This is a genomic window from Agrobacterium vacciniicorymbosi, assembly GCF_040427045.1.
GTDB lineage: Bacteria > Pseudomonadota > Alphaproteobacteria > Rhizobiales > Rhizobiaceae > Agrobacterium.
In genome coordinates this window covers 54,560-78,202 of sequence record NZ_JBETMF010000011.1, presented here as the reverse complement: position 1 = coordinate 78,202, position 23,643 = coordinate 54,560, and the positions used below count along the sequence as shown (strand labels likewise).

At 56.8% G+C, this 23,643-nt stretch carries 21 protein-coding genes; 15 read left to right on the top strand and 6 right to left on the bottom strand.

Annotation, left to right across the window (positions count from 1 at the left end):
* Nucleotides 1-172 precede the first annotated feature (172 nt).
* Nucleotides 173-1,054 (top strand): LysR family transcriptional regulator, encoded by an 882-nt coding sequence (locus tag ABUK73_RS17410; protein ID WP_353578375.1) that lies wholly within the window; start codon nucleotides 173-175, stop codon nucleotides 1,052-1,054.
* Between the two features lie 311 nt (nucleotides 1,055-1,365).
* Here the strand turns inward: ABUK73_RS17410 and ABUK73_RS17405 are convergent, their stop codons facing one another.
* A complete protein-coding gene (locus ABUK73_RS17405) occupies nucleotides 1,366-2,247 on the bottom strand; it encodes a helix-turn-helix domain-containing protein (RefSeq protein WP_353578374.1) in 882 nt (293 codons plus the stop codon).
* 118 nt (nucleotides 2,248-2,365) lie between these two features.
* Here ABUK73_RS17405 and pobA point away from each other — a divergent pair, with 118 nt between their 5' ends.
* The 6 genes from pobA (at nucleotide 2,366) to ABUK73_RS17375 (ending at nucleotide 8,229) form a co-directional block, all read left to right on the top strand.
* A complete protein-coding gene (pobA, locus tag ABUK73_RS17400; RefSeq protein ID WP_353578373.1) occupies nucleotides 2,366-3,538 on the top strand; it encodes a 4-hydroxybenzoate 3-monooxygenase in 1,173 nt (390 codons plus the stop codon).
* A gap of 102 nt (nucleotides 3,539-3,640) precedes the next feature.
* Nucleotides 3,641-4,813, top strand: a complete 1,173-nt coding sequence (locus tag ABUK73_RS17395) for an ABC transporter substrate-binding protein (protein ID WP_353578372.1) — start codon at nucleotides 3,641-3,643, stop codon at nucleotides 4,811-4,813.
* A 63-nt stretch (nucleotides 4,814-4,876) separates the two neighbouring features.
* Nucleotides 4,877-5,740: a branched-chain amino acid ABC transporter permease gene (locus ABUK73_RS17390; RefSeq protein ID WP_353578371.1), complete on the top strand. Its 864-nt coding sequence runs from the start codon at nucleotides 4,877-4,879 to the stop codon at nucleotides 5,738-5,740.
* Nucleotides 5,737-6,759 (top strand): branched-chain amino acid ABC transporter permease, encoded by a 1,023-nt coding sequence (locus ABUK73_RS17385; protein WP_353578370.1) that lies wholly within the window; start codon nucleotides 5,737-5,739, stop codon nucleotides 6,757-6,759. The genes ABUK73_RS17390 and ABUK73_RS17385 overlap by 4 nt, the downstream gene beginning before the upstream one ends.
* Nucleotides 6,756-7,520 (top strand): ABC transporter ATP-binding protein, encoded by a 765-nt coding sequence (locus ABUK73_RS17380; protein WP_353578369.1) that lies wholly within the window; start codon nucleotides 6,756-6,758, stop codon nucleotides 7,518-7,520. Before ABUK73_RS17385 ends, ABUK73_RS17380 begins: the two co-directional genes overlap by 4 nt.
* The gene (locus tag ABUK73_RS17375) at nucleotides 7,501-8,229 is read left to right on the top strand and encodes a branched-chain amino acid ABC transporter ATP-binding protein (protein WP_353578368.1); all 729 of its coding nucleotides are present in this window, start codon (nucleotides 7,501-7,503) and stop codon (nucleotides 8,227-8,229) included. The genes ABUK73_RS17380 and ABUK73_RS17375 overlap by 20 nt, the downstream gene beginning before the upstream one ends.
* Nucleotides 8,230-8,246: 17 nt before the next feature.
* On the opposite strand, the gene ABUK73_RS17370 is transcribed toward ABUK73_RS17375, so the two are convergent.
* The 3 genes from ABUK73_RS17370 to ABUK73_RS17360 all read right to left on the bottom strand — a co-directional run bounded on the left by ABUK73_RS17370 (nucleotide 8,247) and on the right by ABUK73_RS17360 (nucleotide 14,639).
* Entirely contained in the window at nucleotides 8,247-12,245 is a 3,999-nt protein-coding gene (locus tag ABUK73_RS17370; protein ID WP_353578367.1) for an amino acid adenylation domain-containing protein, read from the bottom strand.
* Nucleotides 12,246-12,912: 667 nt separating this feature from the next.
* Nucleotides 12,913-13,587 (bottom strand): RraA family protein, encoded by a 675-nt coding sequence (locus ABUK73_RS17365; RefSeq protein WP_353578366.1) that lies wholly within the window; start codon nucleotides 13,585-13,587, stop codon nucleotides 12,913-12,915.
* Nucleotides 13,588-13,616: 29 nt separating this feature from the next.
* Nucleotides 13,617-14,639: a hydroxyacid dehydrogenase gene (locus ABUK73_RS17360; protein WP_353578365.1), complete on the bottom strand. Its 1,023-nt coding sequence runs from the start codon at nucleotides 14,637-14,639 to the stop codon at nucleotides 13,617-13,619.
* Between the two features lie 132 nt (nucleotides 14,640-14,771).
* Between ABUK73_RS17360 and ABUK73_RS17355 the strand changes: the two genes are divergently transcribed.
* The 5 genes from ABUK73_RS17355 to ABUK73_RS17335 all read left to right on the top strand — a co-directional run bounded on the left by ABUK73_RS17355 (nucleotide 14,772) and on the right by ABUK73_RS17335 (nucleotide 19,744).
* Nucleotides 14,772-15,467, top strand: a complete 696-nt coding sequence (locus tag ABUK73_RS17355) for an IclR family transcriptional regulator (RefSeq protein WP_353578364.1) — start codon at nucleotides 14,772-14,774, stop codon at nucleotides 15,465-15,467.
* Between the two features lie 51 nt (nucleotides 15,468-15,518).
* Nucleotides 15,519-16,478, top strand: a complete 960-nt coding sequence (locus ABUK73_RS17350) for a tripartite tricarboxylate transporter substrate binding protein (protein WP_113087546.1) — start codon at nucleotides 15,519-15,521, stop codon at nucleotides 16,476-16,478.
* On the top strand, nucleotides 16,475-16,936 hold the full coding sequence (locus ABUK73_RS17345; protein WP_353578363.1) for a tripartite tricarboxylate transporter TctB family protein: 462 nt from the start codon (nucleotides 16,475-16,477) through the stop codon (nucleotides 16,934-16,936). The genes ABUK73_RS17350 and ABUK73_RS17345 overlap by 4 nt, the downstream gene beginning before the upstream one ends.
* A 31-nt stretch (nucleotides 16,937-16,967) precedes the next feature.
* Complete coding sequence (locus ABUK73_RS17340; protein WP_113087548.1) at nucleotides 16,968-18,476, top strand: tripartite tricarboxylate transporter permease; 1,509 nt, start codon at nucleotides 16,968-16,970, stop codon at nucleotides 18,474-18,476.
* A gap of 86 nt (nucleotides 18,477-18,562) precedes the next feature.
* Nucleotides 18,563-19,744, top strand: a complete 1,182-nt coding sequence (locus ABUK73_RS17335; protein WP_353578362.1) for an alpha-hydroxy acid oxidase — start codon at nucleotides 18,563-18,565, stop codon at nucleotides 19,742-19,744.
* Nucleotides 19,745-19,781: 37 nt separating this feature from the next.
* Here the strand turns inward: ABUK73_RS17335 and ABUK73_RS17330 are convergent, their stop codons facing one another.
* Both ABUK73_RS17330 and ABUK73_RS17325 read right to left on the bottom strand, forming a co-directional pair.
* Nucleotides 19,782-19,925, bottom strand: coding sequence for a hypothetical protein (locus tag ABUK73_RS17330; RefSeq protein ID WP_353578361.1), 144 nt, complete (start codon nucleotides 19,923-19,925; stop codon nucleotides 19,782-19,784).
* 58 nt (nucleotides 19,926-19,983) lie between these two features.
* On the bottom strand, nucleotides 19,984-20,583 hold the full coding sequence (locus tag ABUK73_RS17325; RefSeq protein WP_353578360.1) for a helix-turn-helix domain-containing protein: 600 nt from the start codon (nucleotides 20,581-20,583) through the stop codon (nucleotides 19,984-19,986).
* 156 nt (nucleotides 20,584-20,739) lie between these two features.
* On the opposite strand from ABUK73_RS17325, the gene ABUK73_RS17320 reads away from it, so the two are divergent.
* From ABUK73_RS17320 to ABUK73_RS17310, 3 genes are read left to right on the top strand one after another with little or no spacing between them, the layout of a single operon-like run.
* Complete coding sequence (locus ABUK73_RS17320; protein WP_353578359.1) at nucleotides 20,740-21,720, top strand: dipeptide epimerase; 981 nt, start codon at nucleotides 20,740-20,742, stop codon at nucleotides 21,718-21,720.
* Nucleotides 21,721-21,740: 20 nt separating this feature from the next.
* Nucleotides 21,741-22,745, top strand: a complete 1,005-nt coding sequence (locus tag ABUK73_RS17315; protein WP_353578471.1) for a DUF1611 domain-containing protein — start codon at nucleotides 21,741-21,743, stop codon at nucleotides 22,743-22,745.
* A gap of 56 nt (nucleotides 22,746-22,801) precedes the next feature.
* Nucleotides 22,802-23,641, top strand: coding sequence for a tryptophan 2,3-dioxygenase (locus ABUK73_RS17310; RefSeq protein ID WP_353578358.1), 840 nt, complete (start codon nucleotides 22,802-22,804; stop codon nucleotides 23,639-23,641).
* Nucleotides 23,642-23,643 lie beyond the last annotated feature (2 nt).

Sequence of the window (23,643 nt, the reverse complement as noted above, 5' to 3'; positions counted from 1 at the left end):
GAGCGAATTCATCGCCCTCACGAACCTGCGTCCTCCCCACAGAACTGTGTTATAGCCGCTGACGGAGCGAAGAAAATCTACTTATACCTTACGTCAAATCCAACATTTTCTTGCTTTTGATGATTGAAAGGTATGCTGTGTCTGTTTCTTTTGCAGCGAAGGAGACACGCGGATGGATACGCATTTTCTTGAGAGCTTTGTCGCTGTTGCGGAGTCGGGGTCGATTGCGGAGGCCGCGCGTCGGCTTGACCTGACGGCATCTGCAGTTTCACAACGCATCGGATCTCTCGAAGCAGAGATGAATATCCAGCTTGTTTCGCGATCCGGTCGAACGGTTCTGCCAACCCCTGCTGGCACAGCGCTCTTGCCGGAAGCTAAAAAAGTCCTTCAGGCCATCAATAATTTACGATTGTTGGCGGCAGAGGGAACGGTCTGGGGTGATTTAAGAATCGGGATTTTCACCTCCGCTCTTACCGGGTTCTTTCCCTCCATTCTGGAGAAGCTGATAGAGGATTTTCCCAAAGTCGATTTTTTCCTGATCAGGGCATCCTCGGGCGAACTCTATCCGCAGGTCTTGAGCGGTGAACTAGACGCCGCCATTGTCATCAAACCGAATTTCGCCCTGCCCAAGTCAGTGGATTGGGTCAGCATTCGAAAAGAGCCCTTGATCGCGATAACGCCCGCCAATGTTACCGAACGCGACATAGGCAAACTAATCGCAGACCACAAATTCATTCGTTACGACCGCAATAATTGGGGAGGCCGCATCGCCACCCGCTTTATTGAAGATAACGGACTGAAACCGATTGAACGTCTCGAACTCGACTCTCTCGAAGCAATCGCTGTTTTTGTCGATCGCGGCCTTGGAATTTCCATTATCCCCGATTGGGCGCCACCTTGGCCCGAAGGCCTCAAGCTCAACAAGATCATTCTGGATGAGAACGATTATGCCAGAGACATCGGAGTTTTATGGCAACGGGCCTCGCCCAAAATGATGATAATCGAGACATTCATCAAGCGCGCCAAAGCGCTTACACACCCAGCAACATTTTGATGAAGTAGGTCTTATCAGGACGGTTTGAAATACAAATTCAATGGACGCGGAGAACTTATTTTAAACGGCGACCTGACGCTTTTTGGTAAGCGATCAAAGCCCCCAACGAGCCCCACCGAACCGAGATCAGCCGTCCTTCGATATCCGTGCCGAGCCTAATCTTGAAGCGGCTTTTGAGGAGTTGATGCCGAAGACCAAGTTCGTCGCAGACAAGAACGGCCGGTGCGGTTTTCAGCAAGACGATACCCCTGACCGCAAGGACAAACCTGTGATCGATACCGAGTCTACCGTCGCTGTTATCGGAACCGGTATCATGGGAGGTTCTCCAACCGTGCCTGTTCCCTTAGTCTCCAAACACGAGGCGGTTCGCCTGCGCGACTGAGGAAGAAGCGTGAGAAATAGGCTGGATCCGCAAAGCCCAGATGCGTTGCGATTTCGCTGACGGGTGCTGCCGAAAACAGCAGCTGGGCCTTGGATTCCTCCATCAGTTTTTCCGCAATCAGATCGTGCGCCGTGCATCCGAGCGCGGAACGGACGATGCGATTGAGATGTGTCAGCGACATGTCGAGCGCCTGCGCATAGAAGGCAACCGGTTTGTGAGCCCGGAAATGCTGCTGGATCAGCGCGCGAAGCGCTTCTATGCGAAGTGCCTTCTCCGAAGGAAATTGTTGGCTGGCAGTCTGCGCGGAGGACATCCGCGTCAGGAGTTGTAAGATCGATGAGATATAGGCGGCCAAAAGATTGCCGCGCCCGGGGCGACGATTGTCGAACTCGTCTGCAAGCCGTGTCAGCGTTTGTGCCACATAGGCCCCATCTGCTTGGGCGATGTCGAGCTGCGTGACTTGCGGTATCGAAAGCAGTCCGCCGCGTTCGGCAGACCCGTGACCAAGATGCGTATTTAGGATCGTCAGAACGATGCCTTTCACGTCGCGCGAAAAGCGAAATCCGTGATTGAAACCGGCTGGTACACTGACAACAGATGACGGGGGAATCGGCACAATTCCGTCGTCGAGCACAGCATCGCCGGAACCGCTTTCAAGGTACAATATCTGAAAGAAAGAGTCATGTCGGTGAAGCCGGATTTCCCAGGCATGCCGGCTGCTACGAGACTCAATCGTTTCGCAATGCACCCAGAAATCAGGCTCTTTACGCGCATTCTCGCCGTAGAGCATATAGGTGGGCACGGATTGCATCGGGAATTTTCTCCAGCCTGAATGTTCAGATAGTGCAAGTATGCGGCTGAAATGTCCATTGCGGATGGGGGTGAAGTTCATCAGACTTGCACCATCAACTGCGATCGGGAGGAAAGCATTGAGAACCCAGGTTGCTATCATTGGCTCAGGACCATCAGGTCTGCTGCTCGGTCAGCTTTTGACTGATGCTGGAATCGATAACGTTATCCTTGACCGCGCATCCAAGGAGTACATTCTCGGCCGGGTTCGCGCGGGCGTGCTGGAAGAGGGCACCGTTGAGCTTCTCGAACAGGCAAAAGCCGGTGCGCGCATGCATGCGGAGGGGCTTCCGCATGATGGGTTTTCGCTGGCATTTGATGGCCGCGATCATCGGATCGATCTGGCCGGACTGACCGGCGGCAAGCGCGTCATGGTCTATGGCCAGACCGAGGTTACCCGCGACCTGATGGAGTGTCGCGAAGCCAGCGGGGCGGTGACGATCTACGAAGCGTCCAACGTCCGGCTGCACGATTTCGATACCGGTTCGCCGTTCGTAACATATGAGAAGGACGGCACGAGACACAGGCTTGATTGCGACTTCATTGCGGGCTGCGACGGTTTCCACGGTGCCAGCCGCAAGTCAGTGCCGCCGGGTGCGATCAAGATCTTCGAAAAGATCTATCCCTTCGGCTGGCTGGGTATTCTGGCCGATGTGGCGCCCGTGAGCCATGAACTGGTCTATGCAAACCACCCACGCGGCTTTGCGCTCTGCTCCATGCGGTCGGAAACGCGTAGCCGCTATTATCTCCAATGTTCGCTGGACGAAAAGCTGGAGGACTGGAGCGACGACCGGTTCTGGGACGAGTTGAGGCGCCGCCTTCCTGCCCATCATGCGCAAGCATTGCTGACGGCTCCATCCTTCGAAAAATCGATTGCGCCGCTACGTTCCTTCGTTGCCGAACCGATGCGGTTCGGCAGGCTGTTTCTCGTGGGAGACGCCGCCCATATCGTTCCGCCCACCGGCGCCAAGGGCCTCAACCTTGCGGCAAGTGACGTGCATTATCTCTTCAGCGGACTGCGCGAGCATTACAAGGATCGCTCGGATGCCGGTCTCGATGCCTATTCGGAAAAGGCGCTTGCCCGCGTCTGGAAGGCAGTGCGTTTTTCATGGTGGATGACCAACATCATGCACCGCTTTCCCGACACCGGAGACTTTGGCCAGAAGATACAGGAAGCTGAGCTCGATTATCTCACCCATTCGCCAGCGGCTTCCACGGCGCTCGCGGAAAATTATGTGGGTCTGCCATACTGATGAAATGCCAAAAGGGTGCGTATCTCGCGACATGCGTTTAAGACTATAAGTTGAAACGGTGCAAAGCCTGGGAGGTGCGCACCAAAAAGGGAGGACTAGATCATGAGGAAAGCCATTCTCGCCGCCATCGCGGCGCTCGCACTGAGCAGCACGGCTTATGCAGATGTCATCAAGGTTGGTGTCGTGGGGCCGTTTTCGGGTCCGTTCGCACTACAGGGCAAAAACTTCAAGGCTGGCATCGATGCCTATATGGCGATCCATGGCAACAAGGTCGGCGATGACACGATAGAGATCATCTATCGCGACGTGCCGCAGGCCGATCCCGCCCAGTCCAAGGCGCTCGGGCAGGAACTGGTTGTCAAGGAAAAGGTACAGTATCTGGCCGGGTTCTACTTCACCCCGGATGCCATGGCTGTGACGCCGATCCTGAAACAGGCAAAGGTGCCTATGGTCATCATGAATGCCGCGACCTCAGCGATCATGAAGACCAGTCCGCTGGTCGTGCGCACGTCGTTCACGACCTGGCAAACATCGACCCCGATTGCGACGGTGGCCTTTGAGGCTGGCGTCAAGAAGATGATCTCGGTGGTCAGTGATTACGGTCCGGGCGTTGATGCCGAAAATGCCTTCAAGGCGGCCTTCGTGAAGGCAGGGGGCGAAGTGGTGCAGTCGATCCGCATGCCGCTGACTACCAATGATTTCAGCCCCATCATGCAGCGTATCAAGGATTCGGGCGCAGACGGCGTCTTCGCCTTCCTTCCGTCAGGCCCAACCACGCTTGGCTTCGTCAAAGCCTATAATGACAATGGCCTGAAGGCGGCTGGCGTGAAGTTCTTCGCGCCGGGAGACCTGACGCAGGAATCCGATCTTCCGGCGCTGGGTGATGCCGCGCTCGGCATCCAAACCACGTTCCACTATGCGGTTTCGCATGACTCTCCTGAAAACAAGGCGTTCGTGGAAGCGGCCACCAAGGCAATCGGCAACAAGGCGGAGCTTTCCTTCCCGGCAGTCGGCGCTTTCGACGGCATGCACGTCATCTACAAGATGATCGAGGCGACCGGTGGCAAGCAAGACCCTGAAAAGGCTGTCGATGCCGTCAAGGGCCTGTCGTGGACCAGCCCGCGCGGACCTGTGTCGATCGATCCGGAAAGCCGGCACATCACCCAAAACATCTATCTTCGCGAAGTCGTGAAGGCTGATGACGGCACCTATATCAACAAGGAAATCCGCACCTTCGAAAATCAGGGCGATCCGGGCCTCGCGGCTGCGAAATAAGCCTCAAGAAGAACCTCGAAACATCGGTGGGTCTATGACCCGCCGATCTGAGCAGGATATTCCATGCAGACAGTCTTCAGCATAGCCATCGATGCCCTTGCTTATGGCATGGTGCTTTTTGTCATTTCCATCGGCCTTTCGGTGACGATGGGGTTGATGCGCGTCGTCAATCTGGCGCATGGCGCTTTCGCCATGATCGGCGGCTACATTGCATCCTACGTGGCCCGCGATCTTGGGCTAGGCTATTCGGTCGCCGTGATGGCGGCTGTCGTGCTGACGATCATCATCGCCATTCCGATTGAGCGGTTCCTCTATCGCCGCATATACGGTGCCCCTGAACTCACACAGGTTCTGATGACCATCGGCATCACCTTCTGCGTCATCGGTATCGCGAATTATGTGATGGGGCCGACACTGAAGACCATCCCGCTGGCTGGCCCGCTGCAAGGTGCTGCCGATCTCGGCTTCCGCAGCATTTCCGTCCACCGCCTCTTTGCCATCGTCTGCGGTCTCGTCGTGGCGCTTGGTCTTTGGTTTGCAATCGAGAGGACGAGTTTCGGCGTCAAGGTGCGGGCGTCAGTGGATGATGCTGCCATGGCCGCCGCCCTCGGCGTGCGTACCGAAGTCATCTACGCAATCAGCTTTGCCATTGCGGTGGGTCTCGCCGCATTCGGTGGCGTCGTCGGCGCGGAACTTCTGCCGGTCGAACCCTATTACGCGCTTCGTTACATGGTGACGTTTCTCGTTGTCGTCTCCGTTGGTGGTGCGGGGTCCATTCCGGGCGCCCTCGCGGCCTGTCTGCTGCTGGGCGCAATCGATACGACCGGACGCTATCTGATGCCGGAATTCGGTGAATTCTTCTTCTACCTTGCGGTGATCGCGATCATCTGCGTGTTTCCGCGCGGCCTTGCCGGAAGAGCGAAATGAAGGAGACCGTGAAAGTGACCTCCAACGTGCAGAGCGACATTTCTCCCGGCACAAAACCGCGCAGCGCGCTGGCCCGTGACCTCATCGGCATCGCCGTAATCGTGGTTGCCGCCGTGATCGGCTATCTGCTGTTTCCCGACAATCTGGCGCTGCTGACCCGCATCCTCGCGATTGCTTTTCTCGTGCTGGCACTCGATCTCGTGACCGGATATTGCGGCGTTGCCACCCTTGGCCATGCCGCGCTGTTTGGGGCGGGTGCCTATGCGGCGGGCATTCTTTCGGCCCATTACGGTATCAATGACCCGTTTCTGATGGCATTGGCCGGGCTTGTTGGCGGTGCGGCTTCCGGCCTGCTTTGCAGTGTTATCATGCTGCGTGCTCACGGACTGCCACAGCTCGTCCTGTCAATTGCGCTCATCCATCTTTTTCACGAGCTAGCGAACAAAATGTCCTCCTGGACCGGCGGCAGCGATGGGCTTGCAGGCATCGCGCCGGACCCGGTCTTCGGTGTCTTCGAGTTCGATCTTTACGGCCAGACCGCCTATGTTTTCGGCGTCGTTCTGCTGTTGATCGTGTTTGTTTTTTTAAGAATCCTCGTTCGCTCACCTTTCGGCATGTTGAGCCGGGGTGTTCGGCAGGATACGTTGCGCATTCGCGCTATGGGCGCGTACCCTAGTTCCGTGCTGGTCAGGATGTATGTGATCTCAGGCGCGGTTGCAGGTCTCGGCGGGGCATTGAACGCCATCTCGACGCAGGTCGTTGCGCTCGATACGCTGTCCTTCACCCAGTCTGCCGAGGCGCTGGTCATGCTGGTGCTGGGCGGAACCGGCTCCCTGTTCGGCGCCTTGACCGGAACGCTGATCTTCATGCTGTTCGAGGACTATGTCTCGGCTGCCAATCCCTTCCACTGGCTGACGATGGTCGGTGCCTTGCTGATCGCCGTCGTCCTCTTCGCTCCGAAAGGGATTTACGGAACGGCTGCCGATTACATTTCGCGGCGCAAGGGGGCGAAGCCATGAACGCGGTTTTCGAAGTCGACAATCTTAAAAAGACGTTTGGTGGTCTGACCGTCACCGACAATGTCTCGTTATCGCTGATGCCGGGCGATCGCGTCGCCCTGATCGGTCCTAACGGTGCGGGCAAGACCACCTTCGTCAACCTCGTCACCGGCAATCTCCAGCCCAATTCCGGAGACGTGCGCCTCAATGGAGAGACCGTCACGAAAATCGATGCCGCGGGCCGTGTCAGGCGCGGTCTCGTGCGTTCCTTTCAGGTCACCCGGCTTTTTCAGGATATGACGCCTGCCGAACATGTGGCACTGGCAATGCTGCAACGGGATGGCCGCGCCACCCGCCTGTTCGGCAATTTCCTGACAATGCCCGATGTCATGGCCGAAGTTACAGCGATGCTCGGAAAGCTCGGTCTGGCTGAACTTGCGCATCGCAGGGTCAGCGAGATTGCCTATGGCCAGCAGCGCCTGCTGGAACTTGCCATGGCGCTGGCGCTGAAGCCCAAGGTGCTGCTTCTGGACGAACCGGCGGCCGGTGTGCCGCAAAGCGATACCGGGCTTATCGAAAACGCCCTTGCAAACCTGCCAGCCGATCTCGCGGTGCTGATGATCGAACACGATATGGATCTGGTGTTTCGTTTTGCAAAGCGCGTGATCGTGCTGGCGGCGGGCGCCGTCATCTTCGATGGCCTGCCCGCCGATGTCACCAAGGATGCCCGCGTGCGGGAAGCTTATCTGGGGAGTTATGCCGATGCCGGCCAAGTCGCTTGAGGTCGAAAATCTCTCTGCCGGATACGGCCAGACGAAGGTGCTGGAAGACGTTTCCTTCTCGGTGCCTGCCTGCCAGCGCCTTGCCGTGCTTGGCCGAAACGGCATGGGCAAGACGACCTTGCTCGCCACACTCGCGGGCCAGACCAGACGCTACGAAGGACGCATCCGCCTTGGCGACACGGACATCACGAGCGCGCCAAGCGCTTCGCGCGCCCATGCGGGCCTTGGCTATGTGCCGCAGGCGCGCTGCGTGTTTCCAACGCTGACAGTGGAGGAAACCCTGTTTGTCGGTCTGAAAGGGCGGCCGAAATCGGCGCTGGAAGAAGCCTATCAGATGTTTCCGCGCCTTAAAGAGCGACGCCGCAATCTCGGCAACCAGTTGTCCGGCGGCGAACAGCAGATGCTGTCCACCGCCCGCTCCATCCTTGGCCGCCCGTCCGTTCTGCTGCTGGACGAACCGCTGGAAGGGCTGGCACCGGTGATCTGCGAGGAACTGATGCTGGCCTTCGCCGATCTCGCCAAGACAGGCGACATGACGATTCTTCTGGTCGAACAACGCATCCAGAGCGCGCTCGACTTCGCCGAGCAGGTCATCATTCTCGAACGCGGCAGGCTGGCCTGGAGCGGAACACCACAGGCCCTTGCCGCCGACCATGCCACGGTTGAACGCCTTCTCGGCGTCGGCGGCCTTTTGAGCGAAGAGGCTTGAGGTTTAGGACAACGCTGTCAGCCTAGGTGGTGACTTGCCGGAACCACCGAGCTTTTGTTGGAAACCTGTTCTCTATTCCGCATGAGGTGCGGCATTTTTTTCAAAGCATGCCGCATGAAAACCGCTGCTATTTTCTCTGCGCTGTGTTGCTCCAGCATGTCTTCATGATCACAGTTGAGTTGATTTCGGTGTACGCCGCCAATCGTATGTGGCAGCCAAGCTTCAACGCGATAATTGAGAATTTTCTGAAGGGTTTTGGCAGTTGCTGGCTTGGCGCTGAAAAACTGTATATCGGCATTGATCCTGCCAGGAGCGAAGCGCTGGGCGATATCCAGATGGTGCAGGATGACCTCGCGCAACCGTTCCATGAACGCCGGATCTTCTCGCAAAATCTCTTTGAAAAAGACATTTTCGCGAAGCCCGTAATGTTGCGCTAAAAAGTCGCCGAGGGCCGAGAACGCTGGTCGATCCCCAATAATGTTTTCATCGAAGCCGAGGAAGCCCAAGGCTGCTTTTGCCAGGACCGTTTCGTCGTTGAATGCCGCACCCGAGGGCGGCATGAAGGGATAGGAGTCGAGGAGAGCGAGAAAGGCGACATCATCACCTTTTTGCTCCAGCTGTCTGGAAAGCTCGTGGGCGACCAGTCCCCCGAAAGACCAACCGATGATATTGTAGGGTCCGTCAGGCTGAATCTCGCGAATCCTGCTGAGATAGATTTGCGCCATCTCTTCGATTGATGCCGGTGGTTCTACGCTGTTCAGGCCGTCCGCCTGAAAGGCGAAAATAGGAATATCCTCGTGGATATATTTGGCCAGAGACGTGAAAGCCCAACCTAGACCCATGACAGGGTGTATGCAAAACAATGGCGAATGATTTCCTTTTGCTCGAATGGGCAAAAGGGGAGTTATGGACGCCTTCTGCTTTCTGGGACCATCGAGATGTTTTGCAAAACTGGCAATAGTTGGCGTATCCACAAAGCTAGACCATGCGATGTCGCCATCAATCGTGCGGCTCAGAGCCGACATCATCGACGCCGCTGCAAGAGAATCCCCTCCCAGCTGGAAAAAATCATCATGAATGCTGACGGCTTCTAGATCGAGGACATCACACCACAACTTCGCCAATAAGGCTTCTGTGGCAGTGCTGGGTTCAACATGGTCTTTTGAGATTCGCTCCTGCGGTGCCGGCAGAGCATTTCTGTCGATCTTTCCATTGGTGTTCAGGGGAAGGTCTTCCATAACGACATAGATGGCCGGGATCATATGTGACGGCAGAGTTCCCGCCAGACGGTTCGCCAGATGCGCGGTATCGATTGTGGCGCCGGTGGCGGGAGTCAGATAGGCCACCAACTGTTTGCGTTGGCCCGGATCCTCCCGCAGCACCACCACTGTCTGGTGCACAGAACCGGTGGACATGATCGCGGCTTCGATCTCGCCCGGTTCGACCCGGAAACCGCGGATTTTAATCTGGTGGTCGTTGCGACCAAGATATTCGAGTACGCCATCGGCGCGCCATCGCGCCAGATCGCCGGTACGATACATGCGACCCTCACCCTTCTTGAATGGGTTCGGCAGAAAACGTTCGGCTGTCAGCTCCGGTTTGTTGAGATAGCCTTTCGCAACGCCTGCACCGCCGATGTAAAGTTCTCCGGCACTGCCCGGAGGAACAGGCTGATGCATTTTATCCAGAACATAAAGCTCGGTATTGCAGATCGGCCTGCCGATGGGGACGCTGTCGAGATCGGAACCGCTGAGCGGCATGCAGGCAGACCAAACCGTCGTTTCGGTGGGGCCATACAGATTGATGACCGGGTGTCCCAGTTTTTCCATCAAACGGGCGAGGTCCGGTGGCAACGCTTCACCACCCACCAGAGGGCGCAGCCCTTTCAACTCTGACGCATATTCACTCAGTAGCATGCGCCACAATGAAGGCGTTGCCTGCATCAACGAGACAGCGTTGTCTTTGATGACGCGGTAAAGGGCAGCAGGGTCGCGTACCACGCAACGTGTGGTGATGACCGTTGTCGCTCCCACGGTTAGCGGCAGGAACAGCTCAAGCACGGAAATGTCGAATGCAATCGTGGTGACCGCAACGATCCGGTCTTCCGGTTTTAGGACCAGCAACTCCTGCATGGCTTGAAGGAAATTGAGCAACGAAGCGTGGGCAATCTCAACACCTTTCGGGCGTCCGGTGGAGCCAGAGGTAAAAATGACATAGGCGGTGTCCTGCGGTTCAGGACTGTCAAAAAATGCGTCGCCCGTAACATCTTTGGGATGCTCGTCAAGCAGAACGACCGGTGCCATCAGTACAGGGAGCGAAGCACGAGCGGCGGCTGTGGACATGACGATGCTCGGCATTGCGTCTTCAAGGATTGTCGACAGACGCTCACGCGGATCGGATGGATCAAGTGGCAGATAGGCCGCGCCTGTTTTGGCAACCGCGAGAAGCGCGACTAGCATTTGTTCGCTTCGCGGCATTGCTATGGCCACGAGATTGCCTCGCCCGATGCCCAGACCTCGCAATGCCGCTGCCCACATGTCCGACGCCTTGTTGAGCGCCTCGTAGGTCAGTTCCCGGTCTTCGAAAATGACGGCTTTCGCATGCGGCTGCCGCTCAACCTGTTGGCTGAACAGATCGAGCCAAGTGGCATTTTCGACAGGCCTGCTGGTGTCGTTCCAGTCATGCAGAACACGTTCGCGTTCGTCCGCCAGCAGCAGCGAGATATTGCAGACCGACTGAGCAGGATTGGCAAGAATAGTGCGAATGAGATGAAGGAACCGCTCCTTGTGCTCTTCCAGTTCCGCTAAAGTGTAAAGGGCGGGGTTTGCGTCGAAATCGATCTGCAGATCACCTCCATCGCCACGATCATAAGCAAAAATCGTGAAATCGGTCATGGTGCCGTTGGAGAGATTATGTGCGGCGGCAGGGTGTCCGTCAAATCTTAGGTCATAGTCAAAAGGTTCGATGTTGACGCCCAGACGTGCGATCTGCTCATCCTGGCTGGTGAAATTAAGATCGCGCCGCATGTCCTCATAGCGATATCTTTGATAACGCAACGCGCGCATCATCTGACTGGAGGATTGTTTGACCAGATCCTGCCATGAAAGCTCCGGCGTAATCTTGAACCGAAGAGGAACGGCATTGGCCACCATCCCGGGTATCCGACGCACTGCACCACTGATGCGACCCGTGACCATTGTCACCATGGTCAGGTCATAGCAATCTGTGGCCCGAGCGTAATAAGCTGCGACCGTTGCTATCAATGCTTGTGGCAGGCTCGCCCCGAGCTGTTTCGCTTCCTGTTGCAGTCGTTTAACGTCGTCGCGTCCAAGCGTGGTTCTTAGCCGCAGCAGACCGCCAGAGGGAACCTCGCTGCGCTTCGCCAGTGTGACAGGTGGTGAAATACCTTTCATCTGCTCAAGCCAATAGGCTCGGTCGCGTTCAAAATGGACGGAGTGGCGATAGCTTTCTTCGCTTTGCAGTAGCTCTTGAAGCGACCCAAAGTCATAGGCCCCAGGGTCTTCGCCCCGTTTCAGCGACGTGTAAATCTCAGCCTGACGGCGTGCGAGAAGTCCACCGGAAAAGCCATCGAAAAGAATGTGGTGAACCCTGTGGTACCAAATCCAGTGGTCTTCCCTGATCTTGATCAAGGCGCTTGACCAGAGGTCGTCCTGCTCCAAATCGAGCTGGCGTTGCATCTCCGAACGCATCCAGTCGTATGCTTTTTCCAATGCCGCGTGGTCGGTGCTGAAATCGAGTACCTCGAAATCTCTTCCCACATAAGGGGTGATGATCTGGCGAGGCTTGCCGTCGATCTCCGTAATCCGCAGACGCGTCGCGTCGATCTCTTGGGATAAGCGCTGCAGGGCATCGCAGAAAACATCCGGGCATACAGGGCCGGAGATTTCCATGGCTTCTGCCAGCACAAAACTTAAATCCGGCGGGGATAATTTTTCTTTTACCCACATGCCTGTCTGTGCGACTGAAAGAGGATACGACTTAAAATGCCCGTCCATCGAATGATCCTTCATAAATCGAGTAGGCAAAAGAGTTCGGTCATATGTCCACGCGCACAGAATCGCATTGCGCTTTCACGCATGCTGTCGTGCCGAAGAATTCCAGATTGTTCGTAGCTCACAGAGGGAGCGCACTTGGGCACCAGCTCGTTTGCTGCAGTGCAAGGTATCGAGTTTACGTTATTTTACAAGTTGAGGATGTATCTTTAAAATAAACCATTTAAAGTTTATGGTTGACATGTAAGTTTCAGAGCTTACGTGAAGATATATAAGTCAATAAAATAATTATCGAATTGAAAAACGAGTTTTCGAAATACATAAATAACTGATACTGAAAAGGCTGTCATATTAATGCCATTTAAGGGCGTATATTTTTAGATTATAAATTATTGCGGGTAATTTTACGGCGGTAGATTTTGAATGCCGTTGATACCGCGCTGAGAACTTGGAACATCAACTGGGACGGTTGAAAGGCCGCTTTTTCTTACGGTTTTCCGAGATGGCGAGCGGCAGCATTCCCGTTGCCCTAGGTCAAATGCAGTGCGCATCCATGTTTCTTGCCGAGCTCTTCAGGCCGAATTCCTGTCCCATGCGCTGAAGCGTGGGCGCTCGTGTCTAAGTCGGTGCAAGTGAGGGAGGCGTGGAACTTCCACGCCCCTTTTTGTTTTCATTCTTCTACAACGCATCCCAGACGCTGAAGGGACGCATCCACCCAGGCGCGGTCGTTTTTGCCGAGCTTGATGTTTTCCATCTGCTTCGTCTCTGCCGCGTGCTTTTTGGATGCGGCTTCGAAGACGGTTTCCACGGAGGCGAGGGGAACGGAGAGAAGGCCGTCGGCGTCACCGCAGATGAGGTCGCCCGGTTCGATGACCATGCCGTTGATGGCGATGGGGACGTTCACTTCGCCGGGGCCATCCTTGTAAGGGCCGCGGTGGGTGACGCCTGCGGCAAAGACCGGGAAGGAACCTGCCAGCAATTCTTCGCTGTCGCGGATGGCGCCGAATATGACGATGCCGCCGAGGCCGCGTTGGGCGGCGTGTGCAACCATCAATTCGCCGATGATCGCATTGCTGAGATCGCCACCGGCATCGACGACGACGATGTCGCCGGGTTCGGCAATGTCGAGCGCTTTGTGAACCATCAGATTATCGCCGGGACGTGCCTTGACGGTGACTGCAGCACCAACCATGCGCGGGCCGGTGTAGAATGGACGCAGCGGCGCGCCGCCAGCTGTCATGCGTGACATCACGTCACTGACATTGGCAACCGGCAGGGTTCTGAATTTTTCGACCCAGTCCGCGCTGACATTTTGCTTACGCTTGCATACTCTGAAACCTAACATCTCAATTCCTCCATTTCGTGTTGGGTGGGTTAGTTCTGCTCGAGGTTCTGGTTGGCCAATGCGCGCCGGTCGAACGGCACGCCGGTCAGGACGTCGACAATGTGCTGCGCGCTCTGCACGGCCATGTTGCGCAGTGCCGAACGGCTCGCGCCGCCCACATGCGGGGTGGCGATGAGGTTGGGCAGCGCCCAGAACGGATGGTCCTGTGCTGGTGGCTCCTGTTCGAAGCTATCGAGTGCGGCGCCAGCGATGCTTCCATCTTTCAAGGCGTCCAGCAGAGCGGCTTCATCAATCACCGCGCCGCGTGAGGTGTTGACGATGAAAGCGGTCGGCTTCATCAGCTTCAGACGCTCGGCATTGATGAGATGATGGGTCTGTGGAGACAGTGGGCAATGCAGGCTGACGATGTCGCTCTCGGCCAGAATGTCCGAAAGATCGCGGCTCACGCGCGTGCCGTCCGCGTCATCCGCAAATGGATCGTAGGCGATGGTTTCCATGCCAAGCCCTTGGGCAAGCTTGGCGGTTCTGCGGCCGATTTCACCGAAGCCGATAATGCCGAATTTTGCACCGGCAAGATCACGACCGACATATTTGGTCTTTGGCCATGCGCCACCTTTGACCGTGTCGCTCAGCGTGCCGATGTCTTTCATCAGCGTCACAGACAGCGTGATCGCCAGTTCCGCCACCGATTGGGCATTGGCGGCAAGCGCGCGCAGCACGGGAATGTTGTGAGATGTTGCGGCGTCGAGATCGATATTGTCCACGCCGCTTCCGTGTTTTGCGATCACGCGAAGACGCGACGACGATCCGATGACCAGATCGTTTATCTGCCCTTGACGCACGAGGATGGCATCGACCGCATTGGTCTTGGCGATCTGGGCAAGGTTTTCAGAACCGCTATAGCCATCTGCATAAATGGTCTCGATTCCACTTTTTTGGAGAAGTTCAGTCGCTTCGGGCGCCAGTTGCGCTCCTGTCACGAGGACCTTGTGACTTGTAGCCGTGGCCGCTGATGGGTTTGTGGCCGCCGCCACCGTATTGATTTTGCTCACTAAAACCTCCCGAATTTCGGTGCGTCGCTGCGCATGGGAGCGACGGTTGACGAATCCTCATTATCGGGTATTGTACTAAATGAAAAGGTGTTGTACTTGGTACAACGCTTTTTTACGGGAGGTTTTAAACCAATGCCAGGCAATTCTTCGGGTGTTGCAGCTGTTGAACGGGCTGTTTCGATGCTGGAAGCTTTTACGGACGTCGACTATGCGTTGACGCTGGGTGAGCTTGCGCGTCGCACAGAACTCGACAAATCCACGGTCCTTCGCATTGCGCGTTCGCTCGCCAAATCCTCCATGCTTGTCCGCAATGAAGATGCCAGCTGGCGGCTTGGGCCGAAGCTCGTGCGTCTCGGCGGTCTGTATCAATCCACATTCAAATCATCGACGGTCGTTGAGCCTCTACTTGCGCAGATCAGCGATGAGAGCGGCGAAAGTGCTGCGGTCTATATCAAGGAAGGCGACGTGCGCGTTTGCCTTCATCGCCATGACTCGACGCAGTCCATCCGCCATTCCGCCCGCGTGGGCGACACGATGCCGCTGGATCGTGGTGCGCCGGGGCGCGTCATTCTGGCTTTCACGGGTGTCTCCGGAAAAATCTACGATGACATTCGCGCCCAAGGCTTTCACGTCACGATCGGTGAGCGCGATCCACAGGTCGCCAGCATCGCAGTACCAATCTACCGCGAAGGTCAGGCCCTGTTCGGCTCTCTGGCCTTGACCGGTCCGCCATCGCGTTTCGGCGACGAAGCCATATCCAAAAATCTCGAAATTCTCCGCGTTGCCGCGCAAAAGCTCAGCACCGCGCTTGGAGGACATCCCGGCTAGTTTCAGAGCGGGTGCCGGGCCCGCATAGCGTTCCTTGGGAGGAGCATATCGATGAATATGATGAGAACAGCAGTTTTGGCAGCCAGCACCTTGCTGGCAACAATCGGTTCGGCCCACGCCGAATGGCCGAAAGACCGGCCAATCCAGATGATCGTTGCCTTTGCACCGGGCGGCAGCACCGACGTCATGGCCCGTGCCATGCAGCCCTATCTCGAAAAAGAACTCGGCGCTGACATCGTCATCGAAAACCGTCCGGGTGCTTCGGGCGAGATCGCCTATACGGCTCTGGCAAAAGCAAAGCCGGATGGCTACACCTTCTCGTTCATCAATACGCCGGGCTTCCTGTCCATGCAGGTGCAGAGAAAGCTGGGTTACGATCCAAAGACCATCAAGCCGGTTGCGCGCATCGTAGATGATCCGGCGGCAATCGTCGTTCCTGCCGCGTCCGAAATCAAAACGCTGGCGGATTTCATTGCAGCGGCAAAGGCAAAGCCCGGTGCGGTTTCCTTCGGCTCGTCGGGCATCGGCACGGATGATCACCTTGCGATCATCATTCTGGGATCTGAAACCGGCACCAAGATCACGCATATCCCGTTCAACGGCGCTGGTGAAACCCGCACGGCAATCCTCGGTTCACAGGTGACCGGCGGTGGACTTAACGTCAGCGAATTCGGCGGCAACGACACGTCGGGTCTGCGCATGATCAACACCTTCGGCAAAGAGCGCTCGCCGCAGCTTCCAGATGTGCCGACTGCGATCGAATCCGGCTTCAATGTCGAGATGACATCCGAGCGCGGCATTGCCGCTCCTCGCGAAGTGCCGGCTGAAATCACGGATCGTTTTGCTGCTGCCGTCAAGGCAACGCTCGACAATCCGGAGTTCCAGAAGCAGGCAAAGCAGATGGCATTGCCACTGGCTTATCTCAGCGGACCTGACTGGGAAAAGGAAATGCCAACGCGTCTCGCCCGCTTCCAGAAGATCTGGGACACAACACCTTGGGTGCAGCAATGAGCACGAAGCCTGCAGCAAACACTCGGGATTATCCCGATATTCTTGCGGGTGGCGTGATGATATTTCTGGGAGCGCTTGGCCTTTGGGCCGGGCGTGACCTGACTTACGGCACTCCGGCGATGATGGGACCGGGTTTTCTCCCGAAGTCGCTCTGCGCCATCATTGCGCTGATCGGCGCGGTCGTTCTCATCAAGGCACTGTCAAAGCCCCATGAAGCACTGGATGCGATCAATCCCAAGCCGCTGATCATTCTGGTCGTCGCCATTGCTGGATTTGCCTTCGCCGCCGAAAGCTTCGGCTTCGTCGTCGCAACCATCTGGCTCTTGGTGGTGGGAAGCCTTGCAGACCCGGAGTCGCGCTGGAAAGAGATTTTGATCTCCACGGCGGTACTCACCTCGCTCGGCGCTCTTCTCTTCGTTTACGGACTTGGCGTTCAGATGCCCATCTGGCCCTTCTGATTGCCTTTCCTGACTTGATCGGATTATTTCGATGGCATTTCTCGACGTACTTATGCTTGGCTTCTCAGAGGCCCTGACACCCACCAACCTGATGTTCTGTTTCCTCGGTGCGCTGCTGGGAACCCTGATTGGCGTGCTGCCGGGTATCGGACCAACCGCAACCGTGGCAATTCTTCTGCCCGTGACCTTTTTCCTGCCGCCGCTTGGCGCGCTGATCATGCTTTCGGGCATTTTCTACGGCGCGCAATATGGCGGCTCCACGACGGCCATTCTCGTCAATCTTCCCGGCGAGGCCTCAGCGGTCGTGACAGCCATCGATGGTTATCAAATGGCCAGAAAGGGCAGGGCGGGCGCTGCCTTGGCTATTGCCGCGCTCGGCTCTTTCTTCGCTGGTACCGTGGCAACCATTGCGCTTGCCGTTGCCGGTCCAACGCTGTCGTCCTTCGCACTCTCTTTCGGCCCGGCCGAATATGTGGCGCTGTGTATCTTCGGTCTGCTCGCAGCCACCATTCTGGCCCACGGCTCGGTAGTCAAGGCCATCGGCATGGTCTGCCTCGGCCTCGTGCTGGGCATGGTCGGTATCGACGTCAACAGCGGCTCGGCTCGCATGACGTTCGGATCGACGGACCTTTACGACGGCATCGATTTCGTCGTCATCGCAGTCGGCCTGTTCGGCATTGCAGAAATCGCCACCAACCTTGAATCCAAGGAAGTGCGCGGCGTTTTGCAAAGCAAGATCGGCAGACTTTGGCCAACGCGCGAGGAATTTAGGGATAGCTGGGCAGCCGTTCTACGCGGCACCGGTGTCGGCACCATTCTGGGCGTTCTGCCGGGTGGCGGCGCGACCCTGAGCGCGTTCAGCGCCTATTCGGTCGAAAAGCGCATTTCCAAGACGCCGGAGAAATTCGGTCACGGCGCCATTGCAGGTGTTGCGGGACCGGAAGCTGCGAATAATGCTGGCGCACAGTCCTCGTTCATTCCGCTTTTGACGCTGGGTATTCCGTCCAACTCCATCATGGCCATGATGCTGGGTGCAATGACCATTCACGGCATCACACCCGGTCCATCAGTCATCCAGAACCAGCCGGAACTGTTCTGGGGTCTGGTTGCCTCTATGTGGCTTGGCAACGCCATGCTGCTCGTCATCAACCTGCCGCTGATCGGTCTGTGGGTAAAGCTGCTGCAAATCCCTTACCGCCTGATGTACCCAGCCATTCTGCTGTTCTGCTGCGTTGGTGTGTATAGCGTCAGCAATCGCGGTTTCGATGTGGCTCTGGTCATCCTGTTCGGCATCCTTGGCTACGTGCTGCGCAAGGCGAAATGCGAGCCCGGTCCGCTTCTCCTCGGCTTCGTTCTCGGCCCGCTTCTGGAAACGAACCTGCGCCGCGCCATGCTTCTGTCGCAGGGTGACTGGCTGGTGTTCTTTGAACGCCCAATCAGCGGTGTGCTTCTGGCGGTGACGGCATTGATGTTGCTGACCCTCATCCTGCCCGCCATTCGCAAGAACAGAAAAGCCGCCTTCGAGGCGAGCGAAGACTGACAAGAGGGCGCCGTAAGGCGCCCTTTTCGCTTCCGTACGGAGAAGCGATTCCCCTGCGCTGGCATGATTAAATTTGTGAGCTACCCATGACGTCACCTATCACTTTCTCAACGGCTCGCCGTATGCGCGGCGTTCTGTCCCTTGACGATTTCGAACCCTTGGCGCGCCGTCACCTGCCAAAGCCGCTGTTTGGCTATATTGCCGGGGCAAGCGAGACCAATGCCTCCCTGCGTCACAATGCTTCTGCCTTCCAGGAGATCGCTTTGCAGCCCAGGGTGCTGAGAAATGTCTCAAGCAGAACCACCAGGACCACCCTGTTTGGCGAGGAGTGGAGCGCGCCCTTTGGCATAGCCCCCATGGGTATCAGCGCCCTGATGGCCTATCTTGGAGACCTCGTGCTGGCCAAGGCTGCGCAGGATGCCGGTATCCCGATGATCATGAGCGGCTCGTCTCTGATCCGGCTCGAGCAGGTCGTCGAAGCTGCACCGCGATCATGGTTTCAGGCCTATCTTCCGGGTGAGCCGGATCGGATAGATGCCTTGATCGACCGTGTGGCTTCAGCCGGGTACAAGACGCTGGTTCTGACGGTGGATACCGCCGTGCTGGCCAATCGCGAAAACAATGTCCGCGCTGGTTTCTCGACACCCCTTCGACCAAGCCTGCGTCTCGCCTGGCAGGGACTGACCCATCCCGCATGGACCATCGGCACCTTTGGACGCACCATCCTCAAGCATGGCATCCCTCATTTCGAGAACTCCTATGCCACGCGCGGTGCGCCGATCCTTGCATCCAATGTGATGCGTGATTTTGGCAAGAAAGATCATCTGAGCTGGGACCATGTCAGCCGGATCAGGCAAAGATGGGCCGGAAGGCTCGTCATTAAAGGCATTCTCCATCCAGAAGACGCGGCTATCGCTGTTGAGCGCGGCGCAGATGGTATCATCGTTTCCAATCATGGCGGCAGGCAGCTGGATGGTGCTATCGCGCCACTCAAGGCCCTGCCGAGGATCGTGGATGAAGTGGGCGCAGGCACCGTTGTCATGATCGACGGCGGAATTCGCCGCGGTACGGACATCGTAAAAGCGCTGGCGCTCGGCGCAAAATTCGTCTTCGTCGGTCGCCCGTTTCTTTATGCCGCCACGGTTGGCGGGCAGGCGGGGGTCTCAAAGGCCGCCGGCATCCTCAAGGATGAGCTTCATCGCAACATGGGCCTGCTGGGTGTGACAGGAATTGACCAATTGTCTGCCGCAGTCATCGACCGGCGGTAAGTTTCGCTCAGATACTGCCACTCTTGCGCCGGTCAATTTAGCTGCCTTCACCATCGGCCACTGGCTGGAAGAAAACGTACTGCCAATTTTTCCAGCTTGATTTCAAAAGGCCTTCTTCATTCATAAAGCCGCTTTGGAAAACCCACAGCATCCCTGCAAAAAACGGTTTTTGACCGCCCACCGCTTTTTATCACAGGGGAAATTCCGGTTTCGCAAAGTTCTGGAATGCGAGCCCGCTGTCACGGACATGCCACGACCAAAATCCGCGCATCCTCTTCACCAGCGGAGGTGTAGATATGTCCCATGCCGCTATCCAGATAGGCACTCTCTCCAGCGGAAAGTGTCACCGGAGCATGGTGTTCGGTATAGATCGTCAGCTGCCCTGACATGACAAGCACGAATTCCTGGCCAGGGTGACGAATATAGTCGTCGAAGGACATTTTGCTGTGGGCTTTTACGACGCCTGTCATCGGTGTCATGGCCTTCTGCCAGACCTCCGGGAACAGGATTTCATAGGAATATTCCTCGGTTTCCTGTGGCTGAAACTCGCCGATACGGGCGACGGCGAGGCTATTCTTTTGAAAACTGTCTCCTTCACGGCCAAAAAGAGCTGCTAGCTCCATTCCAAGCCCTGCCGCAAGGCTGCTCAGTCGGTCATAGGTGAGTGCCATCAGCCCGCGCTCGACTTTCGACAGTGTCGATATGGCAAGGCCCGTCAGTTCCGACATTTCCGCAAGCGTCAGGTTCCGGTCGCTGCGCATTTCGCGCAGACGGCGCCCGAACTCCATTCGCTGCTCTTCGGCGCTTTGCGCCGTTCCGTTCGTATCGATGATGTTCATTCCGAAACATTACCAACTGGTGATAAGAAATGAAATGTTTTCGTATCGGAAAAAAGTATTTTCCAATACGAAAAATCGTGCTAGATATTTTCTCGTACAAATAGCTCACCTTATTTTCACCTGGCCACAAGACACCTGCTTGAGGAATGCTGGACTATGACCGAAATTGAGCATTCAACCGAGTTTTGGCCTCTCGCCCAACCCTTCCACATCGCGACCCATACGATCACGGGCATCGAAACGGTTCATGTCACTGTCTCGCGTGATGGAGTGAAGGGGTGCGGCGAAGGCGTGGTCCCGATCGTCTTCGATGTGACGTTGGATGACACCGTGGAGGCGTTGGTTTCGGCAAAACACGCTGTTGAGGCCGGTGAAGATGTGCTCTCCGTTTGCAATGCGCTGCCCGCTGGCCCCGCCCGCAATGCGCTGGATTGTGCGATTTGGGACATGAAGGCGAAGGCGTCGGGTGCCAGTATCTGGAGTCTGGCGGGACTGTCTCCGGGCCCGCGCGAGCTTGATGTCGGGTCCACGATTGGCATCGGCTCTCTGGATGACATGGCGCAGGCTGCTTTGCGCTCGCAACACCGAGTGCTGAAAATCAAGCTCAACACTGAACAGGTGATCGAGCGCGTTGCAGCTGTGCGCAATGCGCGACCCGATGCGAAGCTGATTGTGGATGCAAACCAGAGTTGGACTGTCGAGTTCCTTCAGGCTCACCTCGATGAATTGTCGAGACTGGGCGTGCAGATGATAGAGCAGCCGCTGCCGGTGAACGGAGACGATGGTCTTGGCGGCATTCGCTCGGCTATCCCGATTTTTGCGGATGAATCCTGTCATACCACGGCGGATATCCGAAGGGTGGCGGCGCTTTATCAGGGTGTCAACATCAAGCTGGACAAGACCGGCGGTTTGACCGAGGCGCTGGCGCTGGCCGCTACGGCGCGCCAATCCGGTCTTGGCGTGATGGTTGGGTGTATGGCGGGAACGTCTCTTTCCATGGCCCCGGCCTATGTCATTGCCAGCCTCTCCGACTGGGTTGATCTCGATGGTCCGTTGCTGCTGGCCTCGGACCGGCCATCCCCCATGACCTATCGCGACGGAAAAATCTCTCACTTCTCCCCGGCATTGTGGGGCTAATTTCAAGGAAAACCAAAATGATTTCTATCGAAGCGCCCTATCTGGTTTATCTTGGCGATACGCCACGGGCTGATTTTGCAAAAACCGGTGCTGGCCTGCATTACTGGCGGCCTGAGCGTTGCCTGGCGCAGCTGCGGGAGCCGAATTGCGCTGCTGATCTGGGTTTGCCGGATATGACAATCGCCGAGGCGGTTGCCGCAGGGGCAAAAACTCTGGTGATCGGGACTTCGCCTCCGGGTGGAGCCGTGCCGGCAAATTGGGTGAAGACGCTGGTTGAAGCTGTGAACAGCGGACTGGATATCGCCTCGGGCATGCACGAGCCTCTGCATCACATTACGGAACTGGCCGAGGCAGCCGAAGCGAATGGCCGAAGCCTTCATGACGTGCGCCGCTTAGGCGGGCCGCACCCCATTGCCAATGGCGCTCCCCGTTCGGGTCGGCGTGTTCTGACCGTCGGTACGGATTGTGCTGTGGGCAAGAAATATACGGCTCTGGCCATTCACCGGGAGATGGCAACACGCGAGATCAAGGCAACATTTCGCGCAACGGGGCAAACGGGTGTTCTGATTGACGGCCATGGTTTCGCAATCGATGCGATTATTGCGGATTTTCTGGCTGGCGCGGTCGAAACTCTCACGCCTGCGGCTGCCGCAGATCATTGGGATATCGTCGAGGGGCAGGGATCGCTCATTCACCCCGCTTATGCGGGCGTATCGCTCGGCCTGCTGCATGGTTCGCAGCCGGATTCCTTCGTCGTCTGCCATGATGCGGGGCGCGAGGAGCTTGCTGGCTTCCCGGGCCACAAGACGGGGTCTATCGCGGAAATCATCTCACTGACCACCTTGCTTGGAAGCAAAACGGCCCCTTCCATTCGCTGCGTCGGGATCAGCATCAATACATCCCGGCTTGGCGAGGCGGAAGCGAAGGCCTTGCTTGCCGAGACAGCCGCCGCGCATGGCCTTCCAGCATGTGATCCGGTTCGCTTCGGGGTTGGCGATATCGTGGATTACATGGTTTCCGCCTGAATTGATGCGCGTCATGCGCACAGGCGTTTGGCTCTTCCTTGAAAGGTAAGAATTGTATGGTCGAGAAAGTCTATGATCCGGGTACAGAGGGCGCAAAGATGTCGTTTGCGGACGCAATGTCCTATGGCGATTACCTCCATCTCGATGGAATTCTCGGCCAGCAGCATCCGCTGAGCCAGGCCCATGACGAGATGCTGTTTATCATCCAGCACCAGACCAGCGAACTCTGGATGAAGCTTGCCATTCATGAAATGGATGCTGCCCGGCGCGCGCTGAAGGCTGGAGATACCTCCAACATGTTCAAGATGCTGGCCCGCGTGTCGCGCATTTTCGAACAGCTGAACAGTGCGTGGGACGTTTTGCGCACCATGACACCTGCTGACTACACCAAGTTCCGTGCAGCGCTTGGCCCGTCCTCCGGGTTCCAATCCTACCAGAACCGGATGATTGAATATATTCTGGGCAACAGAAACCCCAACCTGCTTAAGCCGCACGAACATAGACCCCACATTCATCAAATGCTGGTGGATGAGCTGGATCGACCCAGTTTTTACGACGAGGTCATTACGCTTCTGTTCCGCACGGTCGATGGTTCGGACGAGCACATGCCACCGCCTCAATTGCGGTCGCCCCATGCCGCCGTTCCTGAAATCCAGGCGCGCTGGAAGACGGTTTACGAGAATATCGATCAATACTGGATGATGTACGAGCTTGGAGAAAAGCTGGTGGACATCGAGGATTATTTCCGCCGCTGGCGCTTCAACCACGTCACGACCGTAGAACGCGTGATTGGTTTCAAACGCGGCACCGGCGGCACGGCTGGGGTTGAATATTTGCGAAAAATGTTGGGCGTTGAGCTGTTTCCCGAACTTTGGCACCTGCGCGGAGAGTTGTGATT

Coding starts and splice junctions, on each gene's coding strand:
- ABUK73_RS17410 (WP_353578375.1), top strand. CDS start 173: ATGGATACGCATTTTCTTGAGAGCTTTGTCGCTGTTGCGGAGTCGGGG.
- ABUK73_RS17405 (WP_353578374.1), bottom strand. CDS start 2,247: ATGCAATCCGTGCCCACCTATATGCTCTACGGCGAGAATGCGCGTAAA.
- ABUK73_RS17395 (WP_353578372.1), top strand. CDS start 3,641: ATGAGGAAAGCCATTCTCGCCGCCATCGCGGCGCTCGCACTGAGCAGC.
- ABUK73_RS17390 (WP_353578371.1), top strand. CDS start 4,877: ATGCAGACAGTCTTCAGCATAGCCATCGATGCCCTTGCTTATGGCATG.
- ABUK73_RS17385 (WP_353578370.1), top strand. CDS start 5,737: ATGAAGGAGACCGTGAAAGTGACCTCCAACGTGCAGAGCGACATTTCT.
- ABUK73_RS17380 (WP_353578369.1), top strand. CDS start 6,756: ATGAACGCGGTTTTCGAAGTCGACAATCTTAAAAAGACGTTTGGTGGT.
- ABUK73_RS17375 (WP_353578368.1), top strand. CDS start 7,501: ATGCCGGCCAAGTCGCTTGAGGTCGAAAATCTCTCTGCCGGATACGGC.
- ABUK73_RS17370 (WP_353578367.1), bottom strand. CDS start 12,245: ATGGACGGGCATTTTAAGTCGTATCCTCTTTCAGTCGCACAGACAGGC.
- ABUK73_RS17365 (WP_353578366.1), bottom strand. CDS start 13,587: ATGTTAGGTTTCAGAGTATGCAAGCGTAAGCAAAATGTCAGCGCGGAC.
- ABUK73_RS17355 (WP_353578364.1), top strand. CDS start 14,772: ATGCCAGGCAATTCTTCGGGTGTTGCAGCTGTTGAACGGGCTGTTTCG.
- ABUK73_RS17350 (WP_113087546.1), top strand. CDS start 15,519: ATGAATATGATGAGAACAGCAGTTTTGGCAGCCAGCACCTTGCTGGCA.
- ABUK73_RS17345 (WP_353578363.1), top strand. CDS start 16,475: ATGAGCACGAAGCCTGCAGCAAACACTCGGGATTATCCCGATATTCTT.
- ABUK73_RS17340 (WP_113087548.1), top strand. CDS start 16,968: ATGGCATTTCTCGACGTACTTATGCTTGGCTTCTCAGAGGCCCTGACA.
- ABUK73_RS17335 (WP_353578362.1), top strand. CDS start 18,563: ATGACGTCACCTATCACTTTCTCAACGGCTCGCCGTATGCGCGGCGTT.
- ABUK73_RS17325 (WP_353578360.1), bottom strand. CDS start 20,583: ATGAACATCATCGATACGAACGGAACGGCGCAAAGCGCCGAAGAGCAG.
- ABUK73_RS17320 (WP_353578359.1), top strand. CDS start 20,740: ATGACCGAAATTGAGCATTCAACCGAGTTTTGGCCTCTCGCCCAACCC.
- ABUK73_RS17310 (WP_353578358.1), top strand. CDS start 22,802: ATGGTCGAGAAAGTCTATGATCCGGGTACAGAGGGCGCAAAGATGTCG.